Raw genomic sequence first — 15,205 nt, 5'->3', positions numbered from 1 at the left:
TAGAAGGAGTCCGCCGTGGACCAGGAGCTGAACACGCAGGCATCGCGAACTGTTTTGGTTCGGATCCGCGCTGCCCTGCCAGCGTTGCGCCCCTCAGAGCGCTCTGTTGCCGAGCTGGTTCTTGCGGACCCTTCGCGGGCTGCGATGTTGTCCATTGGCGACCTTGCGGAGCAAGGCGGAACCTCCACCACGTCAGTAGTCCGCTTCTACAAGAAAGTGGGCTACCGCGGATACTCCGAGCTGCGGCTGGACCTTGCCCGGGAAACAGCTCGCGAGAGTTCGGCCAGCAACGCGCCCGCTGCGATCTATGAAGACATCAACCCGTCCGATTCGCTGCAGGACATCGTCTCCAAAATCGCCTTCAACGAGACGATGTCCATCGCTGACACCGCCCAGGTGCTCGACGTCGATAAGCTCGCCTCGGCGGTTGAAGTCATTTCCCGCTCACGGAAGATCGACATCTTCGGGGTGGGTGCCGGAGGGCTGGTCGGTCAAGACCTGCAGCAGAAGCTGCACCGGATAGGCCTCACCTCCTTCAACTGGCCCGAAGTGCATGTGGCGTTGACCTCGGCAGCGCTTCTTGACGGCGCTGGCGTCGCCGTCGGCATCTCGCACTCGGGCACCACCGTGGACACGGTCGATTTCCTCAAGGCGGGCAAGGAAGCCGGGGCCACCACTGTTGCCATCACCAACCATGCTGACTCGCCGTTGGGACGGACTGCCGATATTGTGCTCAGCACGGCAGCGCGTGAGACACCCTTCCGGCCGGGCGCGATGGGGAGTCGGATCGCCCAGATGATGGTGGTGGATTGCCTCTTCGTGGGGGTTGCCCAACATTCGTACGAGGCGTCCATCTCGGCGCTGCGTAAGACTCACGCGGCCGTGCAGGGCAGGAAACTGCCGCGAGGGCATGGGCTGGCGTAGCGGCATATAGTCGTGTGATGCTCACACTTGTTGCTCCGGATGCTTCCTTTTATCAGTCGTTTACCGAGTCCCACAGCGAGTGGGCCGGAGCCCACCAGGACGGTACCGGGCTGTTCCCGGGCGATGACATCACCAGTCAAGAGGGTTTTGAGGCCTGGGTCCGCAAGTTGCTTGCCGCTGAACGGGCTGTTGAAAAGGACGGGATTGTTCCGTGCACCTATTTGTGGATGACCAAGGGCGCGCGGTATGTGGGCTCCATAGCGTTCCGCCATCACCTCACCCCTGCCCTCCTGAACTCGGGCGGGCATATCGGTTACGGTGTGCGACCGTCTGAACGTGGGCAAGGGGTGGCGTCCTGGGCTCTCCAGGAATTGTGTGTTCGTCTGGTTGCCCAGGGAGAGCCGGACCGCGTTCTTTTGACCTGCGATGACTCGAACGCCGCTTCCGCCAAGACTATTGAACGCCCAGGCGGGGTTTTGGAAGATGCACGAATTGACGCCGATGGGGACCTTTTCCGTCGCTACTGGATCAACCTCGCTGCTCCAACAAACTAGCACTCTTGTCACCCTGGGGTTGACGCTGGCGTTCCAGCACAGGCATCATGGGGGCATGACCAGTCAACCCAGGGGTGACATGCGGGGCATCGAAGCCGTCGACAATGAATGGCTGCGCGTCCTCACCCACCGTCCTGATGACGACGGATCCCGCGACATCGCAGCCAGGAGGTTCGCTGAACGAGGCATTACACCGAACCAGGTCAGGGCAGTGCTGGCCGACTGCGGTGATGCTCTCTATGCTGCGGCGGCCAGTGGCAAGGCAGGCTGGGCTGAACCCTTCGGCGGTCCATTGGCCGTAGCACTTCTGTCTGCAGAAGTCAGCATGTTCGCGGCCCATGTGAACTCAAGGGCGTCTGGAATCAGGTCAGCGGCGGTGGCCGAGCTCCTGGATGAATACAGCGCTGTGACCGTGGCAGGCGAGCTCGGTGTGGCGCGTCAGAAGGTATACGAGATCGCCAGGGCAGGCCTTCGTCCGCCCTACATCGAACAGGTCCCATGGAGGACGCCATGAAATCCATCGAAGAAAAGGTCCACTTGCCGGACCCGCAGACCCAATTTCTTGTCCATCCCCTGGACCTGCCAGGGGCCCGCAAGGAGTTCTTGGCAGGCTGGTGGTTGGGAATCGTTGCCACCCCCCAGGTCTACACCGCGCTCCTGGCCTTCTTTTGGGCCGTCAGCAACAACTACGTTACGCCCGTTCTTGTCCCGCTGGTCATGGTGGTGATTGCGGGATGGCTCGGCGCCAAGCTCACTCGCGGGGCATGGGATTACATTCCCCGGAAGCGCCATGACATGGATCGTCGGATGACAGCGATGACCATCGTTGCCTCCCTGATCAAGTCCCTTGCATTGTTTGTGGGCCTGCTTGTCTTCATGGCGTGGACTGCAAACCAGGACTTCGTGCCGGGCTTCAGCGCCTATCCGTTGGGAATGGGGGCGGCCATTGTGCTGATCATGGCAGGGGAGTTGGTGGTCAAGCTTGTGCGGCGCCGGTCAGTCGTAGTGATTTCGGACGCCATCAGCCTGGCGGTGGTAGCCGTAGCTGTTTGGATTGCCTTTGGAGTGCTCCCTGCTGGCCGGGAACTCGCACCTGTAGACCTGCTGCCTGGCGCCGCGATCCTGGCAGGGGTCTGGTTGAGCTGGTTGCTCTTTTCACAGAGAGAGGCCCAACGCAACCACGGCTGACCGCCTCCCGGCCCGTTCACGTTCCCGTCACCAAGCACTGCTAGGCTGCCGCGCACCAGCAGGCAAACCAGGAGGACCGTATGTCGGAGGCAACCCCACCAGCCACATCATTGGACGATTGGTGGGTCAGGGACAACCTGCGTGAGACCATCGACCATCTTGTTGAGCTGGGCTACACCATCAGCGGGGGCCAAGGCGAAGACCCGGACCTCATCGACCCGGGTGGATCGGCAGTGGAAACGTGGAACGAGGACTATCCCTACCAACAGCGCATGACGCGGGATGAGTACGAAATTGAGAAGTACCGCCTGCAGATCGAACTGCTGAAGTTTCAATACTGGGGCCAGGACCGTGGCCTCAAGCACGTGATTGTCTTTGAGAGCAGGGACGCGGCTGGCAAGGGCGGCACCATCAAGCGCTTCACCGAGCACTTGGATCCCCGTTCGGCACGGACCGTGGCCCTCGCCAAGCCCTCGGACCGCGAACAGGGCCAGTGGTATTTCCAGCGCTACATCCAGCACCTTCCCACCGCCGGCGAGATTGTGATGTTCGACCGCTCTTGGTACAACCGGGCCAATGTGGAACGCGTTATGGGATTCTGCACGGACGACGAATACAGCACGTTCATGGGCCAGGCTCCAGTCTTCGAGAAGATGCTCGTCGACGCCGGCATCCACGTCACCAAGTTCTGGTTCTCCGTCACCCGCCAAGAGCAACGCACCCGGTTCGCAATCCGCCAGATTGACCCAGTCCGGCGCTGGAAGCTCTCCCCGATGGATCTTGCGTCTCTGGACCGTTGGGACGAATACACCGACGCCAAGGAACAAACTTTCCTGCATACGGACTCGGACCACGCACCGTGGATCACCATCAAGTCCAACGACAAGAAGCGCGCCCGCATCAATGCAATGCGCTACTTCCTCAACCAGTTCGACTACGAGGACAAGGACACCACGGTGGTCTTCGAGGCCGATCCGTTGATCCTCCGACGCGGCCGCGACGCTGTAGGCGACTAGTCGCTCCACGCGCAGAACCCGGCGAAGCGCGACGTCGGCACTCACCGCAAGTGCCGACGTCGCGCTTTTCCTGAAAAGTTCCGTTACATTCTTCTGACTGCCGGACATTAACCGGGTATGAGCGTGCAGACGGACCAAGGAGATCGTGTGGAGCCGGCCAGACAGGAACACTTCCTGGCAGCCCACTCGGCCTGCCATGACAAGGTCTATCGCTATTTCCGGCGCCGCGCCGCGGACCCGTCCACTGCGGAGGACCTATGCGCCGAAGTCTTCCGCATCGCCTGGGAGAAGTGCCGTCAGGACCAGGAATTGTCCGTGCTGATCGTGTTCGGTATTGCCCGCAATGTTCTCCGCAACCACAACCGTTCCGCCGTCCGCTCGCTGAACCTCGCGCAGCAACTGGAACGGCAGCAGACCAGGGAACCGGTTAGCGACGACGGCGAGGTGCGGGACGCGCTGGACCGGCTTAAGCCCGAGGACCGTGAGGTTCTCCTCCTGACGTACTGGGACGGCTTCACCTCGTCCGAAGTTGCGGAACTGCTCGAAGTCTCGGCCACCGCTGTCAGGATGCGGCTGCACCGGGCTCGAAGACATCTCAGCCAACTACTTCGGGCAGAGCAAGAGACAGAGGATGTGCAGCGATGAGGCATGAGGAAACGGCCGCTTTGGAACGATTGACGGACGCCGATCCGGGCGTGGCCGTCACGGAAGAGGAACTGGCCCGGAGCCGGGAGAAAAGCCTTGCCGTCAGGTTCACTGACTCGGAGCAACTCGTACCTGGCGGCTCCATCGACGCCTTCCATCAGCGACGCCCGCGTCGACGTTTCCGGCTGGCTGCGGGGGCCGGGTTGGCGGCAGCGGCAGTCCTCGCCGGTGTTTTCGTGGCGTCGTCCCTGTCCGCGCCGCTCAATGAGCAGGCGGGTCCAGCCGCCACCCCATCTGCTGCCGCACCGGAGACGGAATCGTCCGCGTCTCCATCATTGCCCGAAATTATTGGCGCCAAGGCGGCGACGGGCGCTGCCGAAATCGTCGTCGGAGCCAACGGCAACAAGGCCGCCGTCTCTACGGATCAAGGCGTCAACGTCTTCATGGATGCCCTCAACTCAGGCAAGCTCGGCCTGAACAGCGGAGGGTGCTTCGCCGAAATCCGCCCGGACGGAACATCGATGGGCCTGATCTTCCCCTTCGGAACCCAGATCACCGGGACGGGAGTCATTTTGCCCGACGGAACTGCAGTCAACGTGGGCGAAGACTTTGCGTTCGGAGGAGGACTCGCGCCCGGCACCAGGGACCCCGGCGTGTGCTCTCCGACCGGTGCAGCGTTCCTGGTCCAGAGTTGGTGAGCCCGCGAGTTGGCATTTAATGCCCATGTTTTTGGGAAACATTGTCACTAAATGCCAACTCGCGGAACGTCGGGCTTCCTATTCGGTAGCTTCGTCCTCGGCGACCGGATCCTTCAACAGGAGGGCCGTGCCCTGGAAGGGCCGCAGTTCCAGGAAGAAGCTGCCGAGGTCATCCACCTGGCCCACGTCTTCGCCGCTGAACAGATCGTGGACGGTCGCGCCAGGCACCAGATGCGAGGACTGGATGCTGCCTGCGATGTCCTGGTCGGAGAAGTTCAGGACCGTCACTTGCACCGCTCCGTCAGCGAGCTGGTTGACCATCACCAACAGTCCACGGTTGGACACGTCCGGGACATCCAGGAGCGTGCTGGTTGCGATCCCGGACTCTTCCCGCACCGTGAGGATCCGTTGGAGCCGCCGCGCGTAGGACGCCGGATCCTTGAGCTGCTCGGGCAGCGGGCCGTAGAGGCTGCGTGCCCGGGCCATGCCCGCCAAGGAGGTCTTTGCGTCCGGGCTGGTCCCCATGAGGTCGTGGGCTCCGCGGTTGATCCAGCGGGTATCGCCCTGGGATGTCAACTCGCGGACAGTCTCGCGGTCCAGGGCGGTAATGCCGGTGAGGTCCCAACCGGACAGCGCGAAAACGCCCGGCTGCAAAGCGTTGTACATGGACAGCAGGACGTGGGCGTCCAGGACCTGGGCTTCCTGTTCCGCCGTGATGGCGTCCGGGTCCTTGATCCCCAAAGTGGCCATGATGAAGCTGACGGTGGTGCAGGCGATGCCGTTGGTGGTGAAGACGGCGTTGTAAGGGCCGTTCTCACCTGTGAGGCGCTCCCGCAGGGTGTCCTGGACTTTCTCGGCCACCTCCGCGCCCGTCAGTTCTTCCCCGCCAAGCTCGAAAATGTCGTCCCTGTGGCCGGCTGCGAAGTGCAGCAGTTCGTAGGTCAGTTCGTCGTGGTTCTGGAGTGCGTGGACCAAGGACGCCTGGTCGACGCCGATCTCCATGGCGAGCTTCAAGGTCAGGCGCAGGAACTCGGTATCGCCGGTCACCAGGGCGTAGTGGTAGGCGGGCCTGGTGACGAAGTCGTAGGACAGGTCCGGACCCGACTCGGACTGGGCCTTGATGTCATCAATGGTGAGGTTGAGTTCCTGGAAGGAGAAGCCACCCACTTTGCGGATCATCGAGCCGATCAGCTGGTTCGCTGCCTCGGACAACGGGTGGCCTTCGGACCAGCCCGGCTCCTCCTCGGCGCTTTTCTCAACACCCAGGAAGCCGTTGGCGTCCAGGCGCAGTGCGCCCGTTCCAAGGTCCAGCAGGGAATGCAGGGCATCGCCCACCACCAGGCGCATGCCGGCAAAGGTGGGGTCCAGCCAGTTGATGGACGGCTGCCCGGCCTTGAAATAGTGGAGATACACCCAGCGGCGTTTCTTGCCGGTGGTGTCGACGATTGCCTTGGTCGCGCTCCAGTTGGTTTCCTTCACGCCGGGCTCGTAGAAGATGACCCGCTGCAGGCGGCCGATGATGTAGCCGGCCTGCTGGAGGGCCTTCTCCGTCTCGGGACTGATGTTGACGGAGTCCTCGTTCTCGGGAACGTCCGGAAGGAGGTGCCAGTCCTCTTCGGGGATGTCCACCATGTGATAAATGCCGGGGTAGTCCCGGAAGTTCATTTCAGCAAGCCGGAAGTCAGCCCCCTTGCCCGTGTGCCCGGGAACAATGTCGTCGATGATCGTGCCGCCGTGCTCGACGGCGACCTCGCACATCTGCCGGAATTCTTCCTCGGTGCCGAACGCAGGGTCGATCGCCATGCTGATGCGGTCGAAGTGTCCGTCGACGCTGGGTGTCTGCGACCACCCGCGGATGCCGCCGGCAAGCTTGACCGGCCCCGTGTGCAGCCCCCGGATGCCGATCTGGCTGAATGCGTCCCACAGTGCAGGGTCACCGAGCGCGGAAAGGAACGACTGGCCGTCCTTGGTGATGAAGGACAGGGGGTAGGCCGTGAACCAGACAGGTGCGCGCTCCACTGCCGAGCGCGGGTTCGGCCTGGCGTAGGAGTTCTGCCACATGCTGGCTTGCCCCGAAAGCTGCCGGGCCATGGTGTTGGCGTCGCCGAGCATGGACTGATTGCGCAGCCAATCGACGTACGTGGAGTTCAGTCCGTCGAACTCCAGGGACGGTCGGGCTGCAAAGAACTGACGACGGCGGGCAATCGGCCTCAGCGCTTTGGGCCGCGCAGGGTAGAACTGCTCGTCGAACGTGATTTCCGGTGACTCTGTTGCGGTTTCCTCAGTTACCTGCGGTTCTTCCTGTGATTCAGATGGATCAGCGCTGACTTCTGCCGCGCTCTCGTTGATTACAGGCTCCCGCACAGCATTCTCCTTTACGTGGCCGGCGCTGGCGCCGACCGTCCGAGGGGGTCGTTCAAGAGTTCACGTAGCCGGGCTTACCCGGAGTATTCATGCTAGGCACGACCGCATGCGGTTTGTCGAACTTGGGAGAAGTGAGTCGTCAGGTTGCTGGCTAATGTCCGCCCGAAGACTGTTGCTGCGTTAGTAGACGGACCCTTCCAGCAGCTCCGAAAGCCGGCCCGCTGCACGCCTGAGTTCCGGTACGCCGGCCCTCAGCGCTTTGTCGGTGACGGACTCCACTGGGCTGAACCAGCAGGAAGGCATCAGGCGTGGAACAATCCCAGGAGTTCGTCGCCTGGGCGTGGGACAACCACATTGCGCTGCTGGCCGCCGACAACTTCGCCTTCGAATGCCTCCCGGCCGTGGCGGACAGCCCGTTCCTGGAGACGGCACCGAATGACAACGGCATGATGCACCAGCAACTCCTCGCCAAACTCGGCATGCCCCTCGGTGAGCTTTGGCGACTGGGTCCGTTGGCCCGGCACATGAGGTCCACCGGAAACTGGGACGCCTTTGTCAGCATCAAGCCGCTCAACATCGTGGGAGGCACGGGTTCGCCGGCGAACGCCATCGCCCTGCTGTAAACCACCAAGCCCGGCTACGCTGGAACTCCCGGCCCCGGAGCAAAGGCGAAGTGGACACCATGAAGACAGTCGTCATCGGAGGCAGCGGCCACATCGGCTCCTTCCTCGTTCCCAGGCTCGTCCGTGCAGGGCATGAGGTGGTCAACATCAGCCGCGGAACCAGCACGCCCTACACGGATTCACCCGAATGGCAGCAGGTCCGCCAAGTCGCCGCGGACCGTGAGCAGGAGGACCGGGACGGCACTTTCGGTGACCGGGTCGCGGAGCTGGGTGCCGACGTCGTGGTTGACCTTGTCTGCTTCACGCTCGACTCGGCCACCGCGCTGGTGAACCGTCTCCGTGGCGAGGTGGGACATTTCCTGCACTGTGGATCCATCTGGCGGTACGGCGAGAGCTTGAAGTTGCCGTTGGCGGAGGGCTCGGATTCCGCCCTCATACCGACTGATGAGTACGGCATCCAGAAGCGCGACATTGCACGCATGCTGAAGGAGGAGTCGGCGTCCGGCGGCCTGGTCACAACGTCGCTGCATCCAGGGCATATCGTGGGGCCGGGCTGGCATCCGGTGGGGCCGCTTGGGAATTTCGATCCCACGGTGTGGCAGAAGATCTCCGGCGGGCAGACAGTGCTCATGCCGGGAAGCGGTGCGGAAATGATGCATCACGTCCATGCCGACGACCTCGCCCAGGCCTTTGAGAAGGCCATCGACCGCCGTGATGCGGCGGCCGGCGAAGACTTCAACATCGTTGCTCCCACGGCCCTGAGCGTTCGGGGCTACGCCAGGATTGCGGCGTCCTGGTTCGGCCAGGAGCCGCATCTTGAGACGGTCGGATGGGATGAATTCCGCCGGACCAGCACGCCCGAACACGCTGACACGAGCTGGGCCCACTTGTCCCGCAACCATTGCCTCACCATCGAAAAAGCCAAATCCCTCCTGGGCTACGCACCACGCTACGAGCCCGAACAGGCCGTGCACGAGTCCCTGCGCTGGCTCGTTGACCACGGGCAACTCCAGGTCAGCAGCCCCGCCTGAACCTGAACGGTATCTGTACATACCCCGCGCGAGGCCCGAAGCTTGAAGCAAGCAAAGGGGGCTCTCTGTGTACAAGGCGCCGAGCAGGGACGTGACTGACAGCCGGCTGGACCATGCGTTCTTCATCCTGGGCGGGGCGGCTGCGGTGTGGCTGGCGTTCCTGCTGCTGGGGGAGAGCTTCCATCTGGGTTGGGGCCAGGTGTGGTTCTACTTCTTCTTCTGGGCATTTCTTGCTTATCTGCTCCTGCCCCGCCTGCACCGCATCCTGACCACTATTTACGTTCCGGGCTACTTCATCGGGCGCGCCCGGACCAGTGACGGACTCCTGGGCGATCCCGTGAACGTCGCGTTGCTCGGCCACGAGCCGCAAATCCACGCCATCATGCGCGCTGCCGGCTGGACGCAGGCGGACGACGTCACCTTCGGCAGCAGCCGCCGCATCATCAGCTCCACCATTTTCAGGCAAAGCTATTCCGAGGCGCCGGTCAGCCCGCTCTACCTGTTCGACCGGCAACAGGATTTCGCTTACCAGCAGGAAGTGGACAACAACCCCGGCAAACGCCACCACGTCCGGTTCTGGCGCTGCCCCGAAGGCTGGCTCCTGCCGGGCGGGCACAAGGTGGACTGGCTTGCCGCCGGAACCTACGACCGCAGCGTCGGTTTCTCGCTGTTCACCCTCCAGATCACGCACAAGATTGAGCAAAACACGGACGTTGAGCGTGACCACATCGTGCGGACAGTTTCCGACGCCGGGCCCGCGGTGTCCGTTCACGTGATCAAGGACTTCTCCACCGGCTACCACTCGCGGAACGGCGGCGGGGATTCAATCTCCACTGACGGCGACCTGCCCATTATCGACGCGCGGTCCGTGACTGTCCCGGCCGGCCAGCCTTCCCTTCCCACTGACAGCCGTGACAGGCGGCCGGCACCCACCATGATGGGTGCCGCGTTGGTGGTGGCCAGGTCCATCGCGGCCTTCGTCCTCGCCCTGACGCTGCTGACTTCGTCCGAGGTCTTCACGGACCTCACCGCCGACGGCGACCCCCTTGACCCACAAACCACGACGGCGGTGGTCACCTTCGTTGCCATTGCGGTGCTGTTGTTCGGCCTGGGTGAGATTTTCCTTGCCTGGCGGATTTTCCTGGGCAGCAACGGAGCCCGGGTGATCGCAATGGGCCTTAGTTCCATTTCGGTGGTTGTCCAGGCCATTGACTACTTCACCGGAAGCACGAACATCACCCTCGAAGCCGGACTCTCAGGCCTGGCCACAGACATCCTGGTCCTCCTGGCACTTTCCAGCCAGCGGGCGAGGGTCTACGCCAAACGGCAGCGAATTCCGGCCGTCCCTGCCTCGGTCGTTGGGCGCCGCGTCTCTTCCTGACCCTCTTTCAAGCCGGTAGTGCCGGGACACGCCGTCGTTTCCGGCGTGTCGGGGGCGTTTCAGATTCAAAGCGGGTCATGGAGGTACAGCTTTCCATGATTCTTCAGCTTGGCTCAATAGACTGGCGGTGCCCGGGGCCGCGCATAGCAGCATTGAGCCCCGGCAATTATCGAACACCGAATTGGGGACCCTCGTTTTGACTGCTGTTTTTCCGAAAATTACCGTCGTTGTGCCTACCTACAATGAGCGCGAGAACCTGCCGGTTCTTGTCGCCCAGCTCCAGGCACTCAGTATTCCGAATCTGCACGTGCTGGTTGTTGATGACAACTCACCTGACGGGACAGGGGTGGTGGCTGATCAATTGTCGGCGGAATCCCGGGGAACAGTGTCCGTCCTGCACCGGAAGGAAAAGGATGGACTGGGCCGGGCCTATGTGGCGGGAATGACCGAGGCGCTGGCCGGGAACTCGGAGATCATCATCCAAATGGACGCAGATCTGTCCCACCCTGTAGCGGCAATCCCCACCATGCTTGAACGGATCCAGGATTCCGGGGCGGCGCTCGTGATTGGTTCGCGCTACGTCACTGGCGGCTCCACTGCGGCCGAATGGCCCTGGCACCGCAAGGCCCTTTCGGCGTGGGCCAACTTCTATGTCGGTGCAATCCTGGGGTTGAAGGTCAAGGATGCTACGGCGGGATACAAGGCGTGGACAGCTTCTGCGCTGCAACAGATCGATGTGGCGTCCATTCAAAGTGACGGATATTCATTTCAGGTGGAGATGAACTACCGGGCAGCCCGGCACGGCCTGAAGATCATGGAGGTTCCCATTCATTTTGAAGAGCGGGTGGAAGGCGCATCCAAGATGGACCTTCGCGAACAACTCGAATCCGCGCTCACCCCGTGGAAGCTCCGCTTCCAGAAGGTGGAGGCGCCCGCACGGGTGACCGCCTTCTAGGGCGACAACCTCTTAAAGCCCGACGGCGGCACCCAAGTGAGTGCCGCCGTCGAGCCTTACCGGCGTGATGTGAGAGGGGGTCCCTCGAAAACGGTTGGGATGTGAGAGAGGGTCCCTCGAAAACGGTAGGGATGTGAGAGAGGGTCCCTTAGGCGGTGACAGCCAGGGCGTCGATCTCCACCAGCATGACCTCGTGCGGCAGGTCCACGAACACGGTGGTGCGGCTGGGCAGCTGGCCGCTGGGGACGTTCTCGCGGATGAACTCGCCGTAGACCTCGTTCATGGCGGCGAAGTCGTCGCGGGTGGTGAGGTAGACGCGGAACATGAGGACGTCTTCAACGGAGGATCCGCCGGCTTCCAGGATGGCCTTCACGTTTTCCAGCGTGCGGCGGGTCTGGACGCGGACGTCGCCCTCGCCGATGTACTGGTTGGTGGCGGGGTCCATGGGGCCCTGGCCGGAAACTTGGAACATGCCGCCCTTCTTGATGCCCTGGGAGAAAACGTGCGCCGGGGCGGGGGCATTGTCGGTCAGTACTACGGTCTTTTCACTCATGCTGAGTTCCTTTCGTGGCTGATCCAGCCGAGGTCGTTGGAGATGGCCTCGGTGCTGGCTTTGAGGTCGGGCAGCAGCTCAAGCAAGCCTTCATAGCTGAGCATCACTACCGGTACCGAACAAGAGGCTGCGGCAACAACGGCGCCGCTGGCGTCGCGGATGGGGGCCGCGATGCAGTGCACGAAGGCTTCGTGCTCAGCGTTGTCATGGGCCCAGCCCTGCTCCTTGACCTGCTCGAGTTCGGCCAACAGGGCCCCCGGCGAGGTCAAGGTGTTCTCGGTAACTTTGACGTAGTCCAGCCCCGCGGCGATCTTTTCCTGCCGGCTTCGCGGCATGTCGGCGAGGAGGACTTTGGACACAGCGGCCGAGTGCAGCGATGCAGTCAGGCCGATGCGCGAGTACATGCGGACGGGGTGGTGGGACTCGAACTTGTCGATGTACACCACCTCATTCCCTTCGAAGGCGGCGAGGTGAACCGTGTGCCCGGTGCGGCCGTTGAGCTCGGCCAGGTGCGGGTGGGCCACCTTACGGATGTCGCGTTGTTCCAGTGCCAGCGAGGACAGTTCGAACAGCTTGGAACCGAGCATGAACCGCTGCTCTTCGTCCCGCACCACAAACCGCTTTTCTTCCATGGCGTGCAGGAGCCGCATCACCGTGGTCTTGTGCACGGCGGCCTTGGAGGCGAGTTCGTCCAGGGTTGCTGGTTTTGCGGCAAGCTCGCCGAGCAGGTCGATGGCTCGCATGAGGCTCTGGCTCACGGTGTCACGCTCCGGTTCTTGTGTTGAATTGTCCGTCTTCAACATGGATAGCAGCCCAGGCGGCATCCGAAGAATCGAGGATGGCGGCGAGCTCGGCGGCGTCGGGCAGGGGGCCGCGGTCGCCGTGGACGGTCAGGGTGCACGCAGCAGCAACGTGGCCGCGGCGCAGGCTCTCCTTCTGGCCCAGCCCGAACAGCATGCCGCTGAGGTAGCCGGCGGCGAACGAGTCACCGGCGCCAACAGGCTCGACGACGGCGACCGACAGGGCGGGAACCTCTTCCCGGGTGCCGCTCCGGTCCAAGGAGATGGCGCTGATGGCCTCGTTCTTGATGACCAGGACCTCCGGGTCGGGCATCAGGCGGCGGAGTTCTGCTTCGTCGGTGGTGCCGAAGGCGTGTTCGGCTTCGTCTTTCCCAACAAGCACGACGTCGGCCAGGTTCGCCAGGCGCTGCAGGACGGAACGGTCTTGGCCTGCCCACAAGGCTTCGCGCCAGTTGACGTCAAAGCTGATGGTGCGGCCGTTGCGGGGCGCGGTGAGGATTGCTTCCAACAGGGAAAGGCATTCGGGGGAGAGAGCTGCGGTGATCCCGCTCAGGTGGATGAGCGCAGCGTTCTCAAGCAGCGTGGAAACGGCGGGATTGGAGAGCGTGTCGCGTCCCATGGCCGATGCCGCGGAGCCTTGCCGGTAGTACAAAACCGAGCTGCCGCCGTCGGGGTCTGAGTCCTGGGCGGGGACTTTCACGTAGAGGCCGGTGGGCAGGGCGTGGTCGATCTCGACGCCGGCTACTCCTACGCCGTGATCGCGGAGGTCGTGGAGGATTCGGGTGCCGAAGCCGTCGTTGCCCACCCGGCTGATCCAGTGTGTGTCCAGGCCCATGGCGGCCAAGCCCATGGCGACGTTGGATTCCGCGCCGCCGATCCCGAAGTGGAGTTCGGTTGCCAGGTGCAGGGGGACGGCATGGACAGGGGTAAGCATGGCCATGGTTTCGCCCACGCATACAGCTGAAAGCATCGTTCTCCCACTAGTTCGTGCGCTTCTCAGCGGCCTTGACTCTCGATCCGCCACCATGTTAGACATATCACCAGCAGGTTTGCAACCAGCGTTGCAAAATACGCAACACAAGCAATCTCACTCCACCAACCCCACAACGCAGCTTCAAAAACGCAGCACCGCGAAGGGAACCAAACGCGTGAACACTTCCGAAGCCATCTCGGCAGCCGCCGTGGCAGGCCTGGCTGAACGCCGTCTCGACTGGCGCCACAAAGCCGTGCCCGCCGCCGAGAACGGGGCCACCCACGCGGACTTCCTGGCCGCCAAGCACACGCTGTCCGACTTCCAGACGCCGCTGCTCACCCTCGACGCCGCTGCGCTTCAAGCCAACGCCGATCGCCTGGCGGAGTGGTGTGCGGACCACGGCGTCCTGCTTGCGCCGCACGGCAAGACCACGATGGCGCCCCAGCTCTGGACCGAACAGCTCAACCGGGGTGCTTGGGGCATCACGCTGGCCAATTTTGCGCAGCTGCGGGTGGCTCGCGAGTTCGGCGTCCGCAACCTGCAGCTCGCCAACAGCCTCACGGATCCCCACGCCATCCAGTGGGTGGCGGAGCAGGACTCCACCATCCTGTCCTGGGTTGATTCAGTGGACACGGTCGCGCTGATCGAACGCACCTTGGCCGACACCGACTCTGTTCTGGATGTCCTGGTTGAGCTTGGCGCACACGGTGGGCGGACCGGAGCCCGCGGCGTTGACGCCGCCATGGACATTGCCCGCGCGATCTCGGCCTCGCCAAACCTGCGCCTGGTGGGCGTCAGTGGCTACGAGGGCTCGCTCGCGCACACAGCGGACGACGCCGGCCTGGCCGCCGTCCGTGGCTACCTCGCCCAGATGCGGCTCCTTCATGAGGAGCTACTCGCCGCAGACCTTTACGGTTCCGGCTCCGTGATCATCACAGCCGGTGGCAGCGCGTACTTCGACGACGTCGTCACGGTCCTCTCACCGTGCATCAGCACCACAGCAGAGGCGGCCCCAACTGTGTCTCATTCCTTGAAAGTGGACCTCATGATCCGCAGCGGCGCCTACATCATCCACGACGACGGCTTCTACCGCGGAATCTCGCCGTTCTCCCGCGTGGGCGATCAGCCGTTTACGGCCGGAATGCACGGCTGGGCGCGCGTCGTTTCGCAGACGGAACCCGGCCTGGCCATCCTCGATGCCGGCAAGCGCGACCTCCCGTTCGACGAAGGCCTGCCCGAGCCGCAGCTCATCGGCTCAACCCTCGGCGGAGCCATGGAGCCCCTGGTTGGAGCCGAAATCACCTCGATCAATGACCAGCACAGCTTCATGACCTTCGACGCCGGCACCACCACCGTCAGGCCCGGCGACGTGATCCGGCTGGGCCTGTCCCACCCGTGCACAGCGTTCGACAAGTGGACCGTCATCCCCGTCCTCGCGGATTCCACGCCCGGCGGCGATCAGACCGTCGTCGACCTCATCCACACCTTCTTCTAGGACCC

15 protein-coding genes and 2 pseudogenes are annotated in these 15,205 nt (G+C 63.1%); 12 read left to right on the top strand and 5 right to left on the bottom strand.

The window, feature by feature from the left end; genetic code table 11:
• Positions 1-15 precede the first annotated feature (15 nt).
• From FQP90_RS06100 to FQP90_RS06070, 7 genes are all read left to right on the top strand, one after another.
• A complete protein-coding gene (locus FQP90_RS06100; protein WP_144648803.1) occupies positions 16-924 on the top strand; it encodes a MurR/RpiR family transcriptional regulator in 909 nt (302 codons plus the stop codon).
• Between the two features lie 17 nt (positions 925-941).
• Positions 942-1,478 (top strand): GNAT family N-acetyltransferase, encoded by a 537-nt coding sequence (locus FQP90_RS06095; protein WP_144648802.1) that lies wholly within the window; start codon positions 942-944, stop codon positions 1,476-1,478.
• Positions 1,479-1,533: 55 nt separating this feature from the next.
• On the top strand, positions 1,534-1,992 hold the full coding sequence (locus FQP90_RS06090; protein WP_144648801.1) for a hypothetical protein: 459 nt from the start codon (positions 1,534-1,536) through the stop codon (positions 1,990-1,992).
• Positions 1,989-2,666 carry a hypothetical protein gene (locus FQP90_RS06085; protein ID WP_144648800.1) on the top strand — a complete coding sequence of 226 codons (678 nt, stop codon included), beginning with the start codon at positions 1,989-1,991 and terminating at the stop codon, positions 2,664-2,666. The genes FQP90_RS06090 and FQP90_RS06085 overlap by 4 nt, the downstream gene beginning before the upstream one ends.
• Before the next feature lie 80 nt (positions 2,667-2,746).
• Positions 2,747-3,682 carry a polyphosphate kinase 2 gene (gene ppk2, locus FQP90_RS06080; protein WP_144648799.1) on the top strand — a complete coding sequence of 312 codons (936 nt, stop codon included), beginning with the start codon at positions 2,747-2,749 and terminating at the stop codon, positions 3,680-3,682.
• Positions 3,683-3,829: 147 nt separating this feature from the next.
• Positions 3,830-4,327, top strand: coding sequence for an RNA polymerase sigma factor (locus FQP90_RS06075; RefSeq protein ID WP_167510418.1), 498 nt, complete (start codon positions 3,830-3,832; stop codon positions 4,325-4,327).
• The gene (locus FQP90_RS06070) at positions 4,324-5,025 is read left to right on the top strand and encodes a hypothetical protein (protein WP_144648797.1); all 702 of its coding nucleotides are present in this window, start codon (positions 4,324-4,326) and stop codon (positions 5,023-5,025) included. Before FQP90_RS06075 ends, FQP90_RS06070 begins: the two co-directional genes overlap by 4 nt.
• 78 nt (positions 5,026-5,103) lie before the next feature.
• On the opposite strand, the gene treS is transcribed toward FQP90_RS06070, so the two are convergent.
• Together treS and FQP90_RS23575 are read right to left on the bottom strand one after the other, a co-directional pair.
• On the bottom strand, positions 5,104-7,389 hold the full coding sequence (gene treS / locus FQP90_RS06065) for a maltose alpha-D-glucosyltransferase (RefSeq protein WP_144648796.1): 2,286 nt from the start codon (positions 7,387-7,389) through the stop codon (positions 5,104-5,106).
• Positions 7,390-7,569: 180 nt separating this feature from the next.
• Positions 7,570-7,674, bottom strand: a pseudogene (locus FQP90_RS23575) (IclR family transcriptional regulator); the annotation flags it as partial.
• Positions 7,675-7,679: 5 nt separating this feature from the next.
• Between FQP90_RS23575 and FQP90_RS06055 the strand changes: the two are divergent.
• The 4 genes and pseudogenes from FQP90_RS06055 to FQP90_RS06040 all read left to right on the top strand — a co-directional run.
• A pseudogene (locus FQP90_RS06055) lies at positions 7,680-8,012 on the top strand (cyclase family protein); the annotation flags it as partial.
• A 59-nt stretch (positions 8,013-8,071) separates the two neighbouring features.
• Positions 8,072-9,043 carry an NAD-dependent epimerase/dehydratase family protein gene (locus FQP90_RS06050; protein WP_144648795.1) on the top strand — a complete coding sequence of 324 codons (972 nt, stop codon included), beginning with the start codon at positions 8,072-8,074 and terminating at the stop codon, positions 9,041-9,043.
• A gap of 67 nt (positions 9,044-9,110) precedes the next feature.
• On the top strand, positions 9,111-10,424 hold the full coding sequence (locus tag FQP90_RS06045) for an LssY C-terminal domain-containing protein (RefSeq protein WP_144648794.1): 1,314 nt from the start codon (positions 9,111-9,113) through the stop codon (positions 10,422-10,424).
• 127 nt (positions 10,425-10,551) lie between these two features.
• Positions 10,552-11,379 carry a polyprenol monophosphomannose synthase gene (locus FQP90_RS06040; RefSeq protein WP_280115945.1) on the top strand — a complete coding sequence of 276 codons (828 nt, stop codon included), beginning with the start codon at positions 10,552-10,554 and terminating at the stop codon, positions 11,377-11,379.
• A gap of 148 nt (positions 11,380-11,527) precedes the next feature.
• Here FQP90_RS06040 and FQP90_RS06035 read toward each other — a convergent pair whose 3' ends face one another.
• The 3 genes from FQP90_RS06035 to FQP90_RS06025 are packed head-to-tail and all read right to left on the bottom strand — an operon-like array spanning position 11,528 to position 13,702.
• A complete protein-coding gene (locus tag FQP90_RS06035) occupies positions 11,528-11,932 on the bottom strand; it encodes a RidA family protein (protein WP_144648792.1) in 405 nt (134 codons plus the stop codon).
• The gene (locus FQP90_RS06030) at positions 11,929-12,690 is read right to left on the bottom strand and encodes an IclR family transcriptional regulator (RefSeq protein WP_244296534.1); all 762 of its coding nucleotides are present in this window, start codon (positions 12,688-12,690) and stop codon (positions 11,929-11,931) included. The genes FQP90_RS06035 and FQP90_RS06030 overlap by 4 nt, the downstream gene beginning before the upstream one ends.
• Before the next feature lie 4 nt (positions 12,691-12,694).
• The gene (locus FQP90_RS06025) at positions 12,695-13,702 is read right to left on the bottom strand and encodes a sugar kinase (RefSeq protein ID WP_144648790.1); all 1,008 of its coding nucleotides are present in this window, start codon (positions 13,700-13,702) and stop codon (positions 12,695-12,697) included.
• A gap of 178 nt (positions 13,703-13,880) precedes the next feature.
• On the opposite strand from FQP90_RS06025, the gene FQP90_RS06020 reads away from it, so the two are divergent.
• Complete coding sequence (locus tag FQP90_RS06020) at positions 13,881-15,200, top strand: alanine racemase (protein ID WP_208759951.1); 1,320 nt, start codon at positions 13,881-13,883, stop codon at positions 15,198-15,200.
• The last annotated feature ends 5 nt before the right edge of the window (positions 15,201-15,205 follow it).

This window comes from Paenarthrobacter nitroguajacolicus (assembly GCF_007786235.1).
GTDB lineage: Bacteria > Actinomycetota > Actinomycetes > Actinomycetales > Micrococcaceae > Arthrobacter > Arthrobacter nitroguajacolicus_A.
This window is presented reverse-complemented; position numbering and strand designations above follow the sequence as displayed.